Genomic DNA, 15,430 nt, shown 5'->3' with positions numbered 1-15,430 from the left:
AAACGGAAAACCATTACAAGATTTTTTAAAACGCTTTTTTCTAAAAGATCGATGCTTTGACCTCGAGGGGCTAGCCACTGCAACTAGACAGGTGAGACACTTAACAGTGAAACGTACAAATGTGGCTCACCGTCTGCCCCGTGGAAAGCGAGCAGCCTGGAGCGGAAATCAACACTCCCAAAAGAAACAAAGTTTACGAAAACAGCTTCAAAAAAACAGCACTCTCTTTGTTGAGGGTGCTGTTCTTTTTGGTTCGTTCTATTGTTTAGATACAAGTCGGTTTGTTTAGCGTTTGGTAGAGCTCTATAGAATCGAGATCAGAAGTTGAAGGGTGATTGTATGTTTCCTTATACTTTTCAGGTCCTTTACCCGTAATGATCACTACTGAGTTTGCGGGTGCTTCTTTTAAAGCAAAGAATATAGCATCGGTCCGGTCTTCAATGATCACAGGTTGGTGGGAAGACCTAGGAATGGCTTCTTTTGTTTCTTGGAGAAGTTGATCACGATCTAAACCGTTTAAGTCATCGACAGTTAAGACGGTCTTCGTACTGTATTCTAAAGAAATCTTAATCATTTCTGAACGTTTCGTTAGATCTCTGTTTCCTCTGAATCCAAACACATGAAAAAGAGGACGTATTCCTGCTTTTTTGCTCGCTGCGTCAAGCACTTGAGAAACTCCATCAGGCGTATGTGCATAATCCACGATCACTTCTGTCCCATTATGGAGGGTGATCTCTTCAAAACGACCCGGAATTCCTGCAAAGCTTTTTAGATATTCTACAGAGTTCTTTATAGGTATCCCATAATCTAAGGCAGCAGCGATTGCAGCAGTCGTGTTTAGTGCATTATATTCGCCCGGTAATGGTAATGAAACGGTCACTTGAAGTGTTTCATGTACCAGATTGAAGGAATCTATTCCAACGTCTTCGATATAAAAATCATCAGACTTTCGTTTGCCATAAGTCCAAATCTGCAAGTCGCTTTTTGAACGCAGATCATCTCTAAGTCGTTTCCCATATTCACCTTCACTGCAAATTATGGCTGTTCCTTTGTTTTTTAAGTATGAAAATAATTTCGACTTGCAGAGAAAGTAGGATTCCATCGTTCCATGATAATCAAGATGATCATGCGTTAAATTTAGAAAGATCGCTTGATCATACGTAATCCCATCGATCCTATTCTGTTCGATCCCATGTGAACTCACTTCCATAACAACTACTTCATCATTGCTTTTTAAGAGCATCTTCTGAAGAGTGACAGGATCCGGTGTAGTATGTGAACTTTTCACAATTTCGGAATTGATATAGTGGTATACCGTACCGAACAGAGCAGAGGTCATACCGTGAACCTGGAGGATATGCTGCAACAAAAAGGAAGTTGTTGTTTTTCCGTTCGTTCCTGTAATGCCTGTCATCTTATGCTTTCTATAAGGCTCTTCATAAAAGAAAGAAGCGGCCAAACTTAATAAACGTTTTGTTTCTTCTGCGTATATATAAACGCCAGGGCCAATGTTCTCATCATATTCTCCGATTACAGCTGCAGCACCATTATCAAATGCTTCTTGTATGTATTGATGGCCATCAGCTTGAACACCAGAGATCGCAAAGAACAAGTTTCCTGGTTTTACTTTTTTAGAGTGAGAGGTAATTCCTGTGATCAGAGGATCATCCTCGATCACAGTAGGTATCGATAAGTGACTTAATAAAGCTTTTAACTTCACAAAAACGCATCCTTTGAATAAATTAATTTTAGTTTTTTTCTAATTTAAGTTCTTATTCAGAAACTTTAAATTAACCGTAATATGTTTATGTTAACTTATTCGAAAAAACTGCCCATTTTCAGGGCAGTTCAGTAAAGGGAATTTATAAAGTTTTCTATACCATCCATACCTTTTTTTAACTGTTCCATTGAAGCCGCATAAGAGATGCGTATATATCCTTCTCCAATATTTGAAAATGCATCACCTGGTACAACAGCAACTTCTTGATCCTGTAAAAGCTTTAATGCAAAATCATATGAAGAGAGACCATATTTTTTTATGGAAACAAAGAGATAAAAGGCTCCGTTCGGTTTTTCAAAGTTCAACCCCATATCGTGAAGACGGTTGTAACAATAATCTAGCCGTTCCCTATAAGCGTTTCGCATGACGTAAGCATCGTCTTTACCGTTTGTTAATGCCTCGATAGCAGCTGCCTGCGAGATGGTTGAAGCACACGTAACATTGTATTGATGGATCTTTAGAACATGTTGCATAAGGTTACTTGGTCCGAGAAGCAATCCTATCCTCCAACCGGTCATGCTGTGTGATTTTGAAAGCCCGTTAATCACAAACGTTTTTTCACGCATGCCTTCGTAGTTCGCGATCGACTGATGTTCACCCTCGTATTTTAGTTCGCTATAGATCTCATCAGATACGACAAAGATATCTTTGTTAGACAAGTATTGAGCGAGAGCCTTTAATTCATGATCCTCCAAAACAACACCTGTCGGATTAGAAGGGGAAGGGATAATGATGGCTTTTGTTTTTTTGGTTATATGTTTTTCGATTAATTCAGGTGTCACCTTAAACCCTGTTTGAGTTGTATCAATATAGATAGTATTCGCACCGCAAAGAGTAATTACGGGTTCATAACCAGGATAGATAGGAGCAGGAAGAAGCACATCATCTCCTTCACTTAAGATAGTACGCAATGTAATATCGATCGCTTCACTAGCCCCTGCTGTAACGATGATCTCTTGGGCTGGATCATAAGTAAGAGCATACTTTTCATGAACGAAAGAAGACGCGGCTTCTCTAAGTTCAATATAACCTGCGTTATGAGAATAAACCGTTTGATTATTATGTATCGCTCTGATCGCAGCTTCTTTTACATGCACTGGGGTTGGGAAGTCAGGTTGTCCTAAAGTTAATGAGATCGCGTTTGGGAACTGAATAACCTCATTAAAGAATTTACGTATACCTGAGATCTGTATGTCTTTTGCTCTGTTGTTTAATAAATGTTCCAAAAAAATTACTTCCTTTCTTCATATCGCTCCAATAGACAAATTAAAGGTTGCCATTAGTGTAGCTTTATTTGGTTTCTTGAGTCAATGGGTGGATTTTCTTGTATGGTTTTATGACTTTTTACAATACTAAAGATGTAATAGTACGGTTTTGGAGGAAATTATGGAAGCAAAGAAAAAGTGGGACTTACTTGCACTGGCATCCATTCCCCTTGTGATGACTTTGGGGAATTCTATGCTCATACCCGTTTTGCCTGAGATCGGAAAAGAACTAAACATCAGTTCTTTCCAAGTCTCCTTGATCATCACGGTGTATTCGATCGTTGCCATCTTGTTGATTCCGATCGCGGGATATCTGTCAGACCGCTTTGGCCGTAAGAAAGTAATCATCCCTAGCCTTTTTATCGCCGGGATCGGTGGTTTGATCTGTGGTTGGGCAGCCTGGCAATCGGATAATGCGTTTACTTTTATACTTATCGGAAGGTTCTTTCAAGGTGTAGGATCTTCTGGAGCAGCACCCGTTGTCCTACCTTTAGTAGGGGATATGTTTAAAGAGGAAGAAGAAGTGAGTTCAGGTTTAGGATTGATCGAAACATCCAACACGGTCGGAAAAGTATTAAGTCCTATTCTAGGAGCGTTTCTTGCAACAATCGTTTGGTTTTTGCCATTCTGGCTTATCCCCGTTTTTTGTATTGTTTCTATCCTGTTAGTTATGTTCTTAGTTAAAGTTCCAAAAAAGGAGCAAGAAAAACAACCTTTTAAAGAATATCTCAAAAACGTAAAACAGATTTTTCATAACGAAGGAAGATGGCTGATCGCCATTTTTTTAATCGGTGGCATTATTATGTTTGTCCTGTTTGGTATTTTATTTTACCTATCGACCATTTTAGAAGAGAAGTATGGTGTGAAGGGTGTTATGAAAGGATTAGTAATCGCTGTACCGTTATTAGCACTCTCTATAGCCTCCTTTATTGCAGGAAAGAAGATCAAACAAAATAAAATCATCATGAAGTGGTGTACGTTTATTTCTATGGCGCTGTTAGGTGGTTCCGTCTTTTTAATTACGTTTACAGAAAACGTTTATTTTCTTTTAAGTGCACTTTTCGTGGCGGGTATAGGTATCGGTGCGGCACTTCCAAGTCTAGATGCGCTAATTACTGAAGGAATTGAAAAAGAGGCAAGAGGAACGATCACGTCGATCTATAGTTCGATGCGATTTGTTGGTGTAGCGCTCGGGCCCCCCATCTATGCGATTCTAATGAAACAGTCACATGAGATTGTTTTTTATACTTCTGCAGGAGTGAGTATTATTGGAGCTATCGCTGCATTTTTTGCTATTAAACCCGAAAAGAGAAAAGGCGGGGGAGACGAAGAAAAGAAAGATCCTAATCATACTCAAAAATTAAAACCTGCTTTAGAATAACATAATCACTACACAAAAAAACAAGGGCATTGCATGTTGGATGATGCAAGCCCTTGTTTTTATTATTGTTCGATAAGTACGATTCTTGCAGGAGAAGCATCAAGACCTCTAATCTTAAGAGGAGCAGCGACCATTAAATATTCGCCTTCAGGAACTTCTTTTAACTGTAGTCCTTCGATGATAATGATGTTGTTTTCAAAAAGCTGTTTGTGAGTAGGGTGATTTTCTTGTGCTCTCTCTACCCCTAATGCATCGATTCCAACACCTGCTATACCGATTTCAGCCAACACTTTAGCGGCATCACTGTTTACGTAGATAAATTCAAAGTTGAATTCTGTGTCCCAGGAATTCTTCGTTTTAAAAAGGACGAAGTCATCTTTTTGAATATCTTTATCAGCCAAATCTTCAGCAGAAATAAAACCTGTAGAACCTGTAAGATCAATGACTTTCGCTTTTCGAACCAGTTTCTCGATCGGAAGGGTTTCGATCGTATCTCCACCAGGAACCATGTGCAGAGGAGCGTCGACATGTGTTCCTGTATGAACATCCATTGAGATACGTGTTTCTGTTACATGACCATTTTGTGTAGTGTTAAACGCTGGTTGTTTTTCAGGTTTATTTTTATAAACAGGCATTCCCTCGAAAATTGGTAATGAGACATCATATATTTTCATGAACTAACATTCCTCTCTAACTTTTGTAGGTTCCCACCAAGAATGTCCGTCAGCTTTCAATAGTTCGTCTGCTTCTTTAGGTCCCATGCTTCCTGACGGATAGTGAGTGAGATTAGCTCCCGTTCCGTCTTGCCATGATTTCGTGATTCGGTCAATAAAGTCCCAGCTCAGTGCCACTTCATCCCAACGTGTGAAATAAGTAGAATTACCAAGAAGGCAATCGTGCAGAAGTTTCTCATATGCTTCTGGTGAGTTCATCTCAGCTGTATTCTTATTGTTGTATGTCATATCGATCGGCAACAGATCAGGTGTGTCACCTTTTGGTTTAGCATTCAGAGTTAGACTAACACCTTCGTCTGGTTGAACATGAATTCTTAATAAATTTGGCAGATAGTTTTCTGTGTTCGCATGATAAAGTGCCATCGGACCTTGTTTAAATTGAATGACGATCTCTGTAGATTTAACGGCCATACGTTTACCTGTTCGGATATAGAACGGTACGCCTGTCCAACGGAAATTATCAATAAATAGCTTAGCTGCTACAAATGTTTCTGTTTGAGACTTTGGATCAACATTCTCTTCATTTAAATAACCAGGAACTTGTTCTCCGTTCATTGATCCTTCTGAATATTGTCCACGGATCACATTCTTTTTCACTTCTTCTTCTGAAAAGAAGCGTAGGGAACGTAGGACCTTCACTTTTTCGTCTCGGATGTGTTCTGGTTTTAATTCACCCGGCGGTTCCATGGCCACCATCATGACCATTTGAAGCATATGATTTTGTACCATATCAAGAAGGGCACCAGATTTTTCATAATAACCTGCTCGATCTTCTACACCTAATGTTTCACTCGATGTGATCTGAACGGAGTCAATATATTTATTGTTCCAGATCGATTCAAAGATGGCATTTCCAAAACGGATCATGTATGTTTTGAACCATCTCTTTTCCAAGATAGTGATCGATGCGGTAAATATCATTTTCATTGAAACTTTGCTGAATCTCTTCATTTAACTTTGTTGCAGAAGGCAAGTCATTACCGAATGGTTTTTCAATTACAATCCGTTGCCAACCTTCCGTGTTCGTGATTCCTTCTGATTTTAAGAAAGTAGGAATCGTTCCGAAGAACTTAGGAGCCATCGCAAGATAATAAAGGCGATTTCCATTCGTTTGATAATCTCTGTCGAGTACGTTCAACAGCTCTTCAAGCTCATGATAGCTTGCTTCACTCGTGACATCCATCTTTAGGTAATAAAAATGAGAAGCAAACTTTTCTACGATTTGGCGATCTGCACCTTGTGCATGTTCATGAATAGCTGACGCAACCTCAGCCTGAAATTCTTCATGAGAGAATTCTTTTCTTGAAACACCTACAACAGAAAAGTTCTCTTTCATATGTCCCTTTTGATACAATTGATAAAGAGCAGGGAAAAGTTTTCTGTGAGCAAGGTCACCAGTCGCTCCAAACAATACGATGGATGCGTTAGGAATACTATGTATCATCTGTACGTCACTTCTTTCTATCTTTTCTAATATAGTTACAGCTTTCCCTAGATGAAGTTAAAATAACGAATTACTTCATAAAACAGGAGGTCAAATATGTCGAATTTCGTAAGTCCTGAATGGGTGAACCAAAAAGTGAACAGTGCTAATATCGTGATCTTTGATTGCAGGTTCTCATTAGCTGAACCCTCAAAGGGATATGAACTGTATAAGAACGATCACATCGAAGGTGCCATTTATGCAGATCTTGATCAACATCTCTCAAGCACCGTTTCAACCCATGGTGGTCGTCATCCATTACCTTCCGTAAACATACTATCACAATTTTTTAGCCGTTGTGGTGTTGACCAAGAAAAAATTGTAGTCGCCTATGATGATCAATCAGGCAGCATGGCTGCAAGACTTTGGTGGATCTTGAAATACTTAGGACATGATAACGTTTATGTCATGCAAGGCGGCTATACACACTATAAAGAAAAAGGATATGTCATCTCAAGTAAAATGCCTGTCGAAAAACCTGCACATTTTACTCCAAAAGTAAGAGATGACATGTTAAAGAACAAAGATGATGTATTACGCGAAATGAAAAATGACGGTACGCTGATCGTAGATGCACGAGAATTTAAACGGTATATAGGAAAGATCGAGCCGATCGATCATAAGGCGGGTCATATACCAAATGCGATAAACATTCCTTGGGAAAGTCATATGCAAGAACCTGGCTGGTGGAAGAGCAGACAAGACCTACAAAGTATGTATGATGGGATGAATGGAAAGAAACCCGTTATTGTGTATTGTGGTTCTGGTGTAACGGCATGTGTGAACATACTTGCAATGGATGAAGCGGGAATCACGAACAAAGCTCTTTATGCTGGCAGCTGGAGTGACTGGATCAGTTACGATGAAAACCCAATTATAAACGAAGCTGCAGAATAAAATTTCATGTACCGTAATTTAGAGTATTAGGAGACAAAAAAATGAAACAAAGCGATTTACATACCCATACTACAGCATCTGACGGAACTTATACTCCAGCTGAAAACATTAGAAGAGCCGTTGAAAAAGGCCTAGGAGCGATCGCGATCACAGACCATGATACAGTAACTGGCATTGAAGAAGCGATGTTAGAAGCAAAAAATCATAAAGGCTTTACAGTCGTTCCAGGTATCGAAATCAGTACTTTATACCAAGGCCAAGATATTCATGTATTAGGTTATTTTATTGACTATAAAGACGAACACTTTTTACAAGCATTAAGCAGTCTTACTTCTGTGAGAGACAAAAGAAATAAAATGATTCTTCAAAAATTAAATAACCTTGGAATCTCAGTGATGGAATCAGAATTAGAAGGTAAGAGACATGGCAACGGAAACGTGGGAAGAGGGCATATTGCAGAACTTTTGATGGAAAAAGGAATCGTACATTCACTTCCAGAAGCATTTGAAAAGTATTTAGGAAAAGGGAAAGCTGCTTATGCTTCAACCGAACGTATCTCTCCAATTGAAGCGATAGAATTGATCAGGAATGCAAAAGGAGTACCTGTTCTTGCTCATCCAGGTATTTACGGGGCAGACGAACTTATTCCGATTTTAAGTGAGAACGGTTTGATCGGATTAGAGTATAAACATCCAGATCATACGGAGGAACAAGTTGCTTTTTATGAGAAACTTGCAGAAAAACACTCTCTCCTTAAAACAGCAGGAAGTGACTTTCACGGTTTTCGTAACGGTGAAGTTTTCCATGGAGACATTGGCAGCTGTTCAGTTCCCATCAGCATCGTGAACAATTTGAAAAGTTTTAGTAAATAAAGCTTGCTAGTCGGCCTAGAACCTTATAAGATTCAATACGGAGTATATTGATTTTTGAGAGGAAGAATGGGTTTGACTTGGGATTTATTGAACATCATTGGAACGATTGCATTCGCCATTTCGGGTGCTTTAGTTGCAATGGAAGAAGATTATGATATTTTAGGCGTCTTTATATTAGGACTGGTCACAGCATTTGGCGGAGGAATAATTCGAAATGTGTTGATCGGTCTTCCGGTTGACACGATTTGGGAGCAAGGACTTTTATTGAAAGCAGCTTTAGCTTCCATGGGAATCGTATTTTTCATGCCAGAGAGCATGATTCAATTTTCTAAGAGGAGCCTTCATTTTTTTGATGCTATCGGCCTTTCCGCGTTCGCGATTCAAGGGGCGATCGCTGCATCAAGTATGAATCATCCCATCAGTGCCGTTATCGTTGCTGCGATCTTAACAGGGATTGGCGGAGGAATGATACGTGACGTGTTAGCTGGTCGAAAACCAGTCGTATTGCGTGAAGAGATCTATGCAGTATGGGCTTTGTTAGGCGGTTTAATGGTTGGCTTTAATATCGTGGACAGTACAGTAGAGTATATGATTCTTTTTGTTTCATTAGTTGTGTTTAGAATGTTGTCACTGAAACTAAATTGGAGACTTCCACATAGAGCTTTGTAATATCCGTTTTTACTAAAAGACTGTTGCACCCTATGGGACTTGATGATAGGGGAACGCCTATGAAAGCGAGCATTCTTGGGTGAAAGTATTGTAAAACAATAAAGTCTACGAAAACAGCCTGAATTTAATAGGTATAGATGAAACCACCCTAAACAAGGGTGGTTTTTTGTGCAGGAATTTCAGCATATATTAGGGAAGTTATGAAACAGGAAGTATTAGGAGGGAAAACCATGCAGACAACATACTACGAGAACAAAAAAATCTCTAAAACTCACTTTATCGCAGATACATGTTTTGATTATTACAGCGAACGGTTAAGAACAGACGATTATCGAGGAAACGTATCCTTTTTTTCAAAATGGCTTCTAGAAGAAGCCGATAAAAACGGATTTCATAAGATCATTGTTAAATCTAAAAGAGATGATGTTTATGCTTGGCAAGAGCTAGGCTATATAAACGAAGGAGAGTTCAAAGGATATTTTAATGGTGCCACAGCATACGCCATGTGCAAATATCTTAAGAATGAGAGAAGAAACAGCGAATATTGGATCGATGAGGATCGTATTTTGAAAGATGTTCTAAAGCTAGAAAAAGGAACCAAGAATCAACCGCTACAGATCGAATATTCGTTAAGAATGGCTGACGTTCAGGATGCTAAGTCGCTTGCAGAGCTGTATGGAAAAGTATTTCAAGTGTATCCGACACCGATGAACGATATAGAGTATGTGAGGAAGATGATTGAATCTGGCACTTTGTTTTGTATTATTGAGCATGCTGGAAGAATCGTTAGTGCTGCTTCTGCAGACGTCAATGAAACGTATAATAACGCTGAGATCACAGATTGTGCGACGACCCCAGAGCACCGAAAATTTGGTCTTATGAAGCATCTGGTCGATCAACTTGAAAAAGAGTTATTTCAGAGAAAGATTTATTGTTCCTATTCCATCGCTAGAGCACTCTCATTTGGAATGAATGCCGTTTTTCATCAAAAAGACTATCTATATACGGGAAGACTAGCCAACAACTGTAAAATTTTTGACAAATACGAAGATATGAACATTTGGGTAAAGGATTTATCAAAATGAATGCCGAATTTTAGGCATTAGTGACAAAAATTAAGCACTCTTGGTGGTGATCTTGTTGATATCTAATTCATTAGAAACTGCAGAAACTTTAAATGCTATTTTAAAGACGATTGATGAGGGAATACATGTAGTCGATGCAGATGGAATCACTATTTTTTATAATTCAGTAGCTGCTTCATTAGATGGATTAACAACAGACGAGGTTCATCATCATCATGTACTTGATGCATTTCCATCTTTAACAAAGGAAACGAGTACACTACTTAAAGTCATAGAAACCGGAAAACCCATCTTTAATGAACATCAATCCTATACGAACCGAAAAGGCAAACAGATCGATACGATAAATTCTACGCTTCCGCTCTGGTTGAACGGAGAATTGATTGGCGCTGTAGAAGTAGCGAAAGATCTTTCAAAGATCAAAGTTCTTTCTGAACAGCTGATCGATCTGCAAAAAAAGATGAAAGTTAAGCGGAAAACAAATAAAGATCAACCCCTTGCAGCTTACCATTTCTCTGATATTATTACGGCTGACACTGAACTAAACGAGGTAAAGTCACAATGTAAACAAGCCTCGCAAACAAACTCTCCTATCATGTTATATGGAGAAACGGGAACTGGTAAAGAGATGTTTGTTCAAGCCATACACAATTCATCTAAACGTGCTTCAAGTCCCTTCATCGTTCAAAACTGCGCTGCGATTCCAGGACCTCTCCTTGAAGGGATATTATTTGGAACGACAAAGGGAAGCTTTACAGGTGCTATCGATCGGCCAGGAGTTTTTGAGTTAGCAGATGGAGGCACTCTTTTTTTAGATGAACTCAATTCGATGCCAGTTGAACTGCAGGCAAAGCTATTGAGGGTCGTTCAAGAAGGTGTTGTAGAGCGAATAGGAAGTCATGTTTCAAGGAGAGTTGATGTTAGGATTATTTCTGCCTTAAATGAACAGCCAGATGTTTGTATGGAAAAAGGAAAGTTGCGAAGAGATCTTTTTTATCGGTTGAATGTCGTTTATTTTGAGCTGCCACCGTTAAGAGAAAGAAAAAGGGATATTGCATACTTAGTGAATCATTTTATTGACTATTTTAATTGTACGTTTGAAAAAAACGTACGAGGAATTACTTCGGAAGCTGAAATTTTCATACAACGTTATTCTTGGCCGGGCAATGTCCGAGAACTCAAGCATGCGATCGAGCACTGTATGAATTTTGCGGAAGACGATTCTTTGATCGAGACTTCTTTACTTCCAAAACATGTAACGATTCATGAAGAAAAAGAGCTTACAATAAAAAAGGAATTGTCAAAGATACCTTCGTTAAGACAGGCATTAGGAGATTATGAAAAACAGATCATCGAGAGGGCTCTACAACATACTTCTGGTAATATACTTCAAGCTGCCAAAATATTAGGAGTACCGAGGCAAACTCTGCAATATAAAATAAAACAAAAATGAACTGCCGATTTTCCGGCAGTTCATTTTTGTTTTATTTCCAGTAATTAAAGGCCCACATCCTACAGAGCATGCATACGATATAGGATAAATCTCTATATTCTGAACTTTCTGTAACTTGGCACGCTTCTTGCATAAGTAAGGGTGTAGAAATAAAGGAGGTCATTAGAATGCCTGTAGTGAATGGATTATTCAAACCAAAGAAACATTGGAGTGAATTTGAATTATGGAAAGATGTCACAGAAGAACAATGGAATGATTGGCTGTGGCAGCTGACGAATACTATCAGAAATTTGAAAGATCTTAAGAGCATCATTAACTTGACTCCAGAAGAAGAAGAAGGCGTAAAAATTTCCACGATGACGATCCCGTTAAACATTACACCTTATTATGCGTGGCTCATGGATCAAGATGATCCACGATGTCCGATTCGTATGCAGTCCGTTCCGATCGGTAAGGAAATTTTAAAGACGAGATACGACTTGGAAGACCCTTTGCATGAAGACGAAGATTCTCCAGTTCCAGGGCTTACGCATCGCTATCCGGATCGTGTTCTTTTTCTTGTAACCAATCAGTGTTCGATGTATTGCCGTTATTGTACGAGAAGGCGTTTTTCTGGGCAGATCGGTATGGGTGTACCAAAAAAACAATTGGATGCAGCCATTAACTATATTCGCAACAATCCACAAGTAAGAGACTGTCTGATCTCAGGTGGCGACGGGTTATTAATTAATGACAACATCTTAGAATATATATTAAAGAACTTAAGAGAAATTCCACATCTAGAGATCATTCGTATCGGAACACGTGCTCCAGTCGTATTCCCACAAAGGATCACAGAAAATCTATGCAACATCTTAAAGAAGTATCATCCCGTTTGGTTAAACACGCATTTCAATACTTCGATCGAAATCACAGAAGAATCAAAAAGAGCGTGTGAGATGCTTGCGAATGCCGGAGTTCCGGTAGGCAATCAATCTGTCATTCTTGCAGGGATCAATGATAGTGTTCCTATCATGAAAAAGCTGATGCATGATCTTGTGAAAATTAGAGTTAGACCTTACTATATCTACCAATGTGATCTATCTGAAGGAATCGGACATTTCCGTGCTCCTGTATCAAAGGGTCTAGAGATCATCGAAGGATTACGTGGTCATACTTCTGGTTATGCAGTGCCAACATTCGTAGTAGATGCTCCTGGAGGCGGAGGAAAGATTTCTGTTCAACCAAACTATGTGATCTCTCAATCGCCAGAAAAAGTAGTGCTTCGTAACTTTGAAGGTGTGATCACTTCTTATCCTGAACCTCAAAACTATCAAGCTGGAAGAGCAGATGCTTATTTTAATGAAGTGATGGGAACAGACCACATCAAGCCAGCGATCGGTGTATCAGCACTAATGAACGATGAAGCATTCAATCTTGTTCCAAAAGGATTAAAACGGCTTGAACGAAGAGAAGATTATGATACGAATCCGGAGCATAGTTCTTTAAAGGATAAACGAGATAAACGCGATGAATTAAAAGAGAAAAAATATAAGTTTGAGCAGACAAAAGACGAAGGAATCTCAACGACTCCTGAAGAACAAAGAAATGCATAGAGAGGAGGATAACATGAAGTGCTTATGGTGTGAAAGTGAATATGCAGAGACGGCAGGATTAACAGGTTATTGGGAATTGCCTGATGGTTCAAGAGCAGTCCAAATAACTGTAATCCCTTCTGTATCCTGTTCTTCTTGTGGCATGGAATATCAAGAAGATCATATTGTAGATGAGATAGAAGATCAACTCATGTTAATAGATACAAAGAAGATAGATTCAACGATTTCTTACACAGAATTAATGAGCATACCGAGGTTTTTGAAGAAGAATTATTTTAAATTGTAACACCAGTAGAGTAAGGGAGTATCTTTTTTAAATGTTGTTTTCGCAAACTTTGTTGCTATTGGAAGTGTTGATTTCCGTTTCAGGCTGCTCGCTTTCCACGGGGCAGCCGGTGCGCCACATTCGAATGTTTCACATTTAAGTGTCTCACCTGTCTAGTTGCAGAGGCTAGCCCCTCTAGGTCAAAAGTTAAATGGCCCACAAGGCAAAGTGAGCCTTGATAGCCCATTCACCTTTTGCTGGTCGGGGCTGAACGAGCCTCTTCCACTTTTAGGACTGCCCGCCTTAAGAAGTTCCTTGCTCCTGCGTCTACAAGTGATGCTTCATAGTAAGCTTCCTCGTCGCATGCCTTGCAAGAAGTATCTCAGGTGGTAGGCACGCACCTTCCACTACAATCAACTGTCAAAGGTGACAAGGAGTTAAAAGCAACAATCTTTTAGAAAAGAGCGTTCTCAATAAAATTATTATTTAAAAGCTGCTTGTTAAACTTTCTGAGAGAGACAGTGAAAATAGCTTTAAATAAAGATATTTCCTTTTTAACCCTTATGAGGAAGGAGCCTTTTTTATGAGAAAATCACATCTCATCAAACCGGTTCTAGGAAGCGATTATCCTGTTATCAGTCATGGTAAAGGAATCTATTTATACGATAAAGAAGGTAAGCAATATATTGATGGATCTTCAGGTGCGATCACTTGTAATATCGGTCACGGAGTACATGAAGTTGCAGAAGCCATGTGGAATCAAGCAAATCATGTATCTTTTGTCTATCGTTCGCAGTTTACGAGTGAAGCAGCAGAACAATTAGCGGAAAAAATAGCTCATTATGCACCAGGAGATTTGAATTCAGTTTTCTTTGTTAATAGTGGATCAGAAGCAACCGAGACAGCACTTAAGGTTGCTATTCAGTATTTTCAAGAACAAGGAAACCTGACGAAAACCAAAGTCATTTCTCGATGGACCAGTTATCACGGAATTACTTTAGGGGCACTGTCGATGTCTGGTCATAAATTGAGACGTCAACGATTCACGTCATTGCTTGAAGACTTTCCTGCTGCGCACCCACCCTATTGTTACCAGTGCCCACTAAAAGACACCTATCCTGGTTGCGGTGTGAAATGTGCAGAAGACTTAGAATCATCTATTCAAGCGATAGGACCAGATCAAATCGCAGCATTTATAGCAGAACCGATCATCGGTGCATCTGGAGGAGCGATCGTTCCTCCAGACGAATATTTCAAAAAAATAAGAGAGATCTGTGAAAAATATAATATTCTACTGATCGCTGATGAAGTGATGACAGGTATGGGACGAACGGGCAAGATGTTCGCGATGGAACATTGGAATGTTACACCAGACATTATAGCGATAGGAAAAGGCATGAGTGCAGGATATACCCCGATGGCCGCTACCATCGTATCAGACCGCATTATGAACGTGATCGAGGCGGGAAGTAAGGTAGTTATGAGTGGACACACGTTTAGCGCAAATCCACAATCTGCTGCAGTTTGTCTTGCTGTTATCGATTATATGGAAAGAAATAACCTTCAGGAAAATGCAGAAGCTATGGGGCAGTATATGATCAATCACCTTCAACGGCTTCAATGGAAATATCCTTTAATCGGTGATGTGAGAGGCAAAGGATTGTTATGCGGCGTTGAATTTGTTAAGAATCCGATTACCCGAGAACCTTTTGAGATTACATCAAAAGTTACAGACCGACTCTTATCCATCTGTTTTGACAAAGGGTTGCTCGTTTATCCGGCGGTAGGTGGAGTAACTGGGTTTTCAGGAGACTCTATTCTTTTATCGCCACCATTAAACGTTACGAAAGAACAAATAGCCGATATCATGGATATTCTTGATCAATCCATCGGTGAACTGACCACTCAACTCATTACAGAAGGTATTTATATTACAGAAGCGACCAGTTGA

Annotated in this window: 12 protein-coding genes and 1 pseudogene; 9 read left to right on the top strand and 4 right to left on the bottom strand. The window is 39.4% G+C overall.

What is annotated here, in order from left to right; all coding sequences use genetic code 11:
• Positions 1–265: 265 nt before the first annotated feature.
• On the bottom strand, positions 266–1,720 hold the full coding sequence (locus ACFS5O_RS14775) for a UDP-N-acetylmuramoyl-L-alanyl-D-glutamate--2,6-diaminopimelate ligase (protein ID WP_205726196.1): 1,455 nt from the start codon (positions 1,718–1,720) through the stop codon (positions 266–268).
• Between the two features lie 128 nt (positions 1,721–1,848).
• Positions 1,849–3,006, bottom strand: coding sequence for an aminotransferase A (locus ACFS5O_RS14770; RefSeq protein WP_205726197.1), 1,158 nt, complete (start codon positions 3,004–3,006; stop codon positions 1,849–1,851).
• A gap of 160 nt (positions 3,007–3,166) precedes the next feature.
• On the opposite strand from ACFS5O_RS14770, the gene bcbE reads away from it, so the two are divergent.
• Positions 3,167–4,426: a bacillibactin exporter BcbE gene (gene bcbE, locus ACFS5O_RS14765; protein ID WP_205726198.1), complete on the top strand. Its 1,260-nt coding sequence runs from the start codon at positions 3,167–3,169 to the stop codon at positions 4,424–4,426.
• 62 nt (positions 4,427–4,488) lie between these two features.
• Here the strand turns inward: bcbE and ACFS5O_RS14760 are convergent, their stop codons facing one another.
• Positions 4,489–5,100 carry a cyclase family protein gene (locus ACFS5O_RS14760; protein ID WP_205726199.1) on the bottom strand — a complete coding sequence of 204 codons (612 nt, stop codon included), beginning with the start codon at positions 5,098–5,100 and terminating at the stop codon, positions 4,489–4,491.
• Between the two features lie 3 nt (positions 5,101–5,103).
• A pseudogene (gene zwf, locus ACFS5O_RS14755) lies at positions 5,104–6,604 on the bottom strand (glucose-6-phosphate dehydrogenase).
• A 96-nt stretch (positions 6,605–6,700) separates the two neighbouring features.
• On the opposite strand from zwf, the gene ACFS5O_RS14750 reads away from it, so the two are divergent.
• The 8 genes from ACFS5O_RS14750 (at position 6,701) to ACFS5O_RS14715 (ending at position 15,430) form a co-directional block, all read left to right on the top strand.
• Entirely contained in the window at positions 6,701–7,540 is an 840-nt protein-coding gene (locus ACFS5O_RS14750) for a sulfurtransferase (RefSeq protein WP_205726200.1), read from the top strand.
• A gap of 41 nt (positions 7,541–7,581) precedes the next feature.
• Entirely contained in the window at positions 7,582–8,412 is an 831-nt protein-coding gene (locus ACFS5O_RS14745) for a PHP domain-containing protein (RefSeq protein WP_205726201.1), read from the top strand.
• Positions 8,413–8,484: 72 nt separating this feature from the next.
• Positions 8,485–9,081 carry a trimeric intracellular cation channel family protein gene (locus tag ACFS5O_RS14740; RefSeq protein WP_066393984.1) on the top strand — a complete coding sequence of 199 codons (597 nt, stop codon included), beginning with the start codon at positions 8,485–8,487 and terminating at the stop codon, positions 9,079–9,081.
• A 230-nt stretch (positions 9,082–9,311) separates the two neighbouring features.
• The gene (gene ablB, locus ACFS5O_RS14735) at positions 9,312–10,166 is read left to right on the top strand and encodes a putative beta-lysine N-acetyltransferase (protein ID WP_205726202.1); all 855 of its coding nucleotides are present in this window, start codon (positions 9,312–9,314) and stop codon (positions 10,164–10,166) included.
• 46 nt (positions 10,167–10,212) lie between these two features.
• Entirely contained in the window at positions 10,213–11,619 is a 1,407-nt protein-coding gene (locus ACFS5O_RS14730; RefSeq protein ID WP_379839324.1) for a sigma-54 interaction domain-containing protein, read from the top strand.
• 167 nt (positions 11,620–11,786) lie between these two features.
• Complete coding sequence (kamA, locus tag ACFS5O_RS14725; RefSeq protein ID WP_205726203.1) at positions 11,787–13,214, top strand: lysine 2,3-aminomutase; 1,428 nt, start codon at positions 11,787–11,789, stop codon at positions 13,212–13,214.
• Positions 13,215–13,227: 13 nt separating this feature from the next.
• Positions 13,228–13,500, top strand: a complete 273-nt coding sequence (locus ACFS5O_RS14720; protein WP_205726204.1) for a YokU family protein — start codon at positions 13,228–13,230, stop codon at positions 13,498–13,500.
• Positions 13,501–14,062: 562 nt separating this feature from the next.
• Positions 14,063–15,430, top strand: coding sequence for an aspartate aminotransferase family protein (locus ACFS5O_RS14715; protein ID WP_205726205.1), 1,368 nt, complete (start codon positions 14,063–14,065; stop codon positions 15,428–15,430).

Origin of the sequence: Fictibacillus nanhaiensis (assembly GCF_042686385.1) — a bacterium.
GTDB classification, from domain to species: domain Bacteria; phylum Bacillota; class Bacilli; order Bacillales; family Fictibacillaceae; genus Fictibacillus; species Fictibacillus nanhaiensis.
Note: the sequence above shows the minus strand (reverse complement) of the source record. Positions and strands in the feature narration are given on the sequence as shown.

What these genes read in the sequence shown, in the direction of transcription:
- bcbE (WP_205726198.1), top strand. Translation starts at nt 3,167, where the DNA reads ATGGAAGCAAAGAAAAAGTGGGACTTACTTGCACTGGCATCCATTCCC.
- ACFS5O_RS14760 (WP_205726199.1), bottom strand. Translation starts at nt 5,100, where the DNA reads ATGAAAATATATGATGTCTCATTACCAATTTTCGAGGGAATGCCTGTT.
- ACFS5O_RS14750 (WP_205726200.1), top strand. Translation starts at nt 6,701, where the DNA reads ATGTCGAATTTCGTAAGTCCTGAATGGGTGAACCAAAAAGTGAACAGT.
- ACFS5O_RS14745 (WP_205726201.1), top strand. Translation starts at nt 7,582, where the DNA reads ATGAAACAAAGCGATTTACATACCCATACTACAGCATCTGACGGAACT.
- ablB (WP_205726202.1), top strand. Translation starts at nt 9,312, where the DNA reads ATGCAGACAACATACTACGAGAACAAAAAAATCTCTAAAACTCACTTT.
- kamA (WP_205726203.1), top strand. Translation starts at nt 11,787, where the DNA reads ATGCCTGTAGTGAATGGATTATTCAAACCAAAGAAACATTGGAGTGAA.
- ACFS5O_RS14720 (WP_205726204.1), top strand. Translation starts at nt 13,228, where the DNA reads ATGAAGTGCTTATGGTGTGAAAGTGAATATGCAGAGACGGCAGGATTA.
- ACFS5O_RS14715 (WP_205726205.1), top strand. Translation starts at nt 14,063, where the DNA reads ATGAGAAAATCACATCTCATCAAACCGGTTCTAGGAAGCGATTATCCT.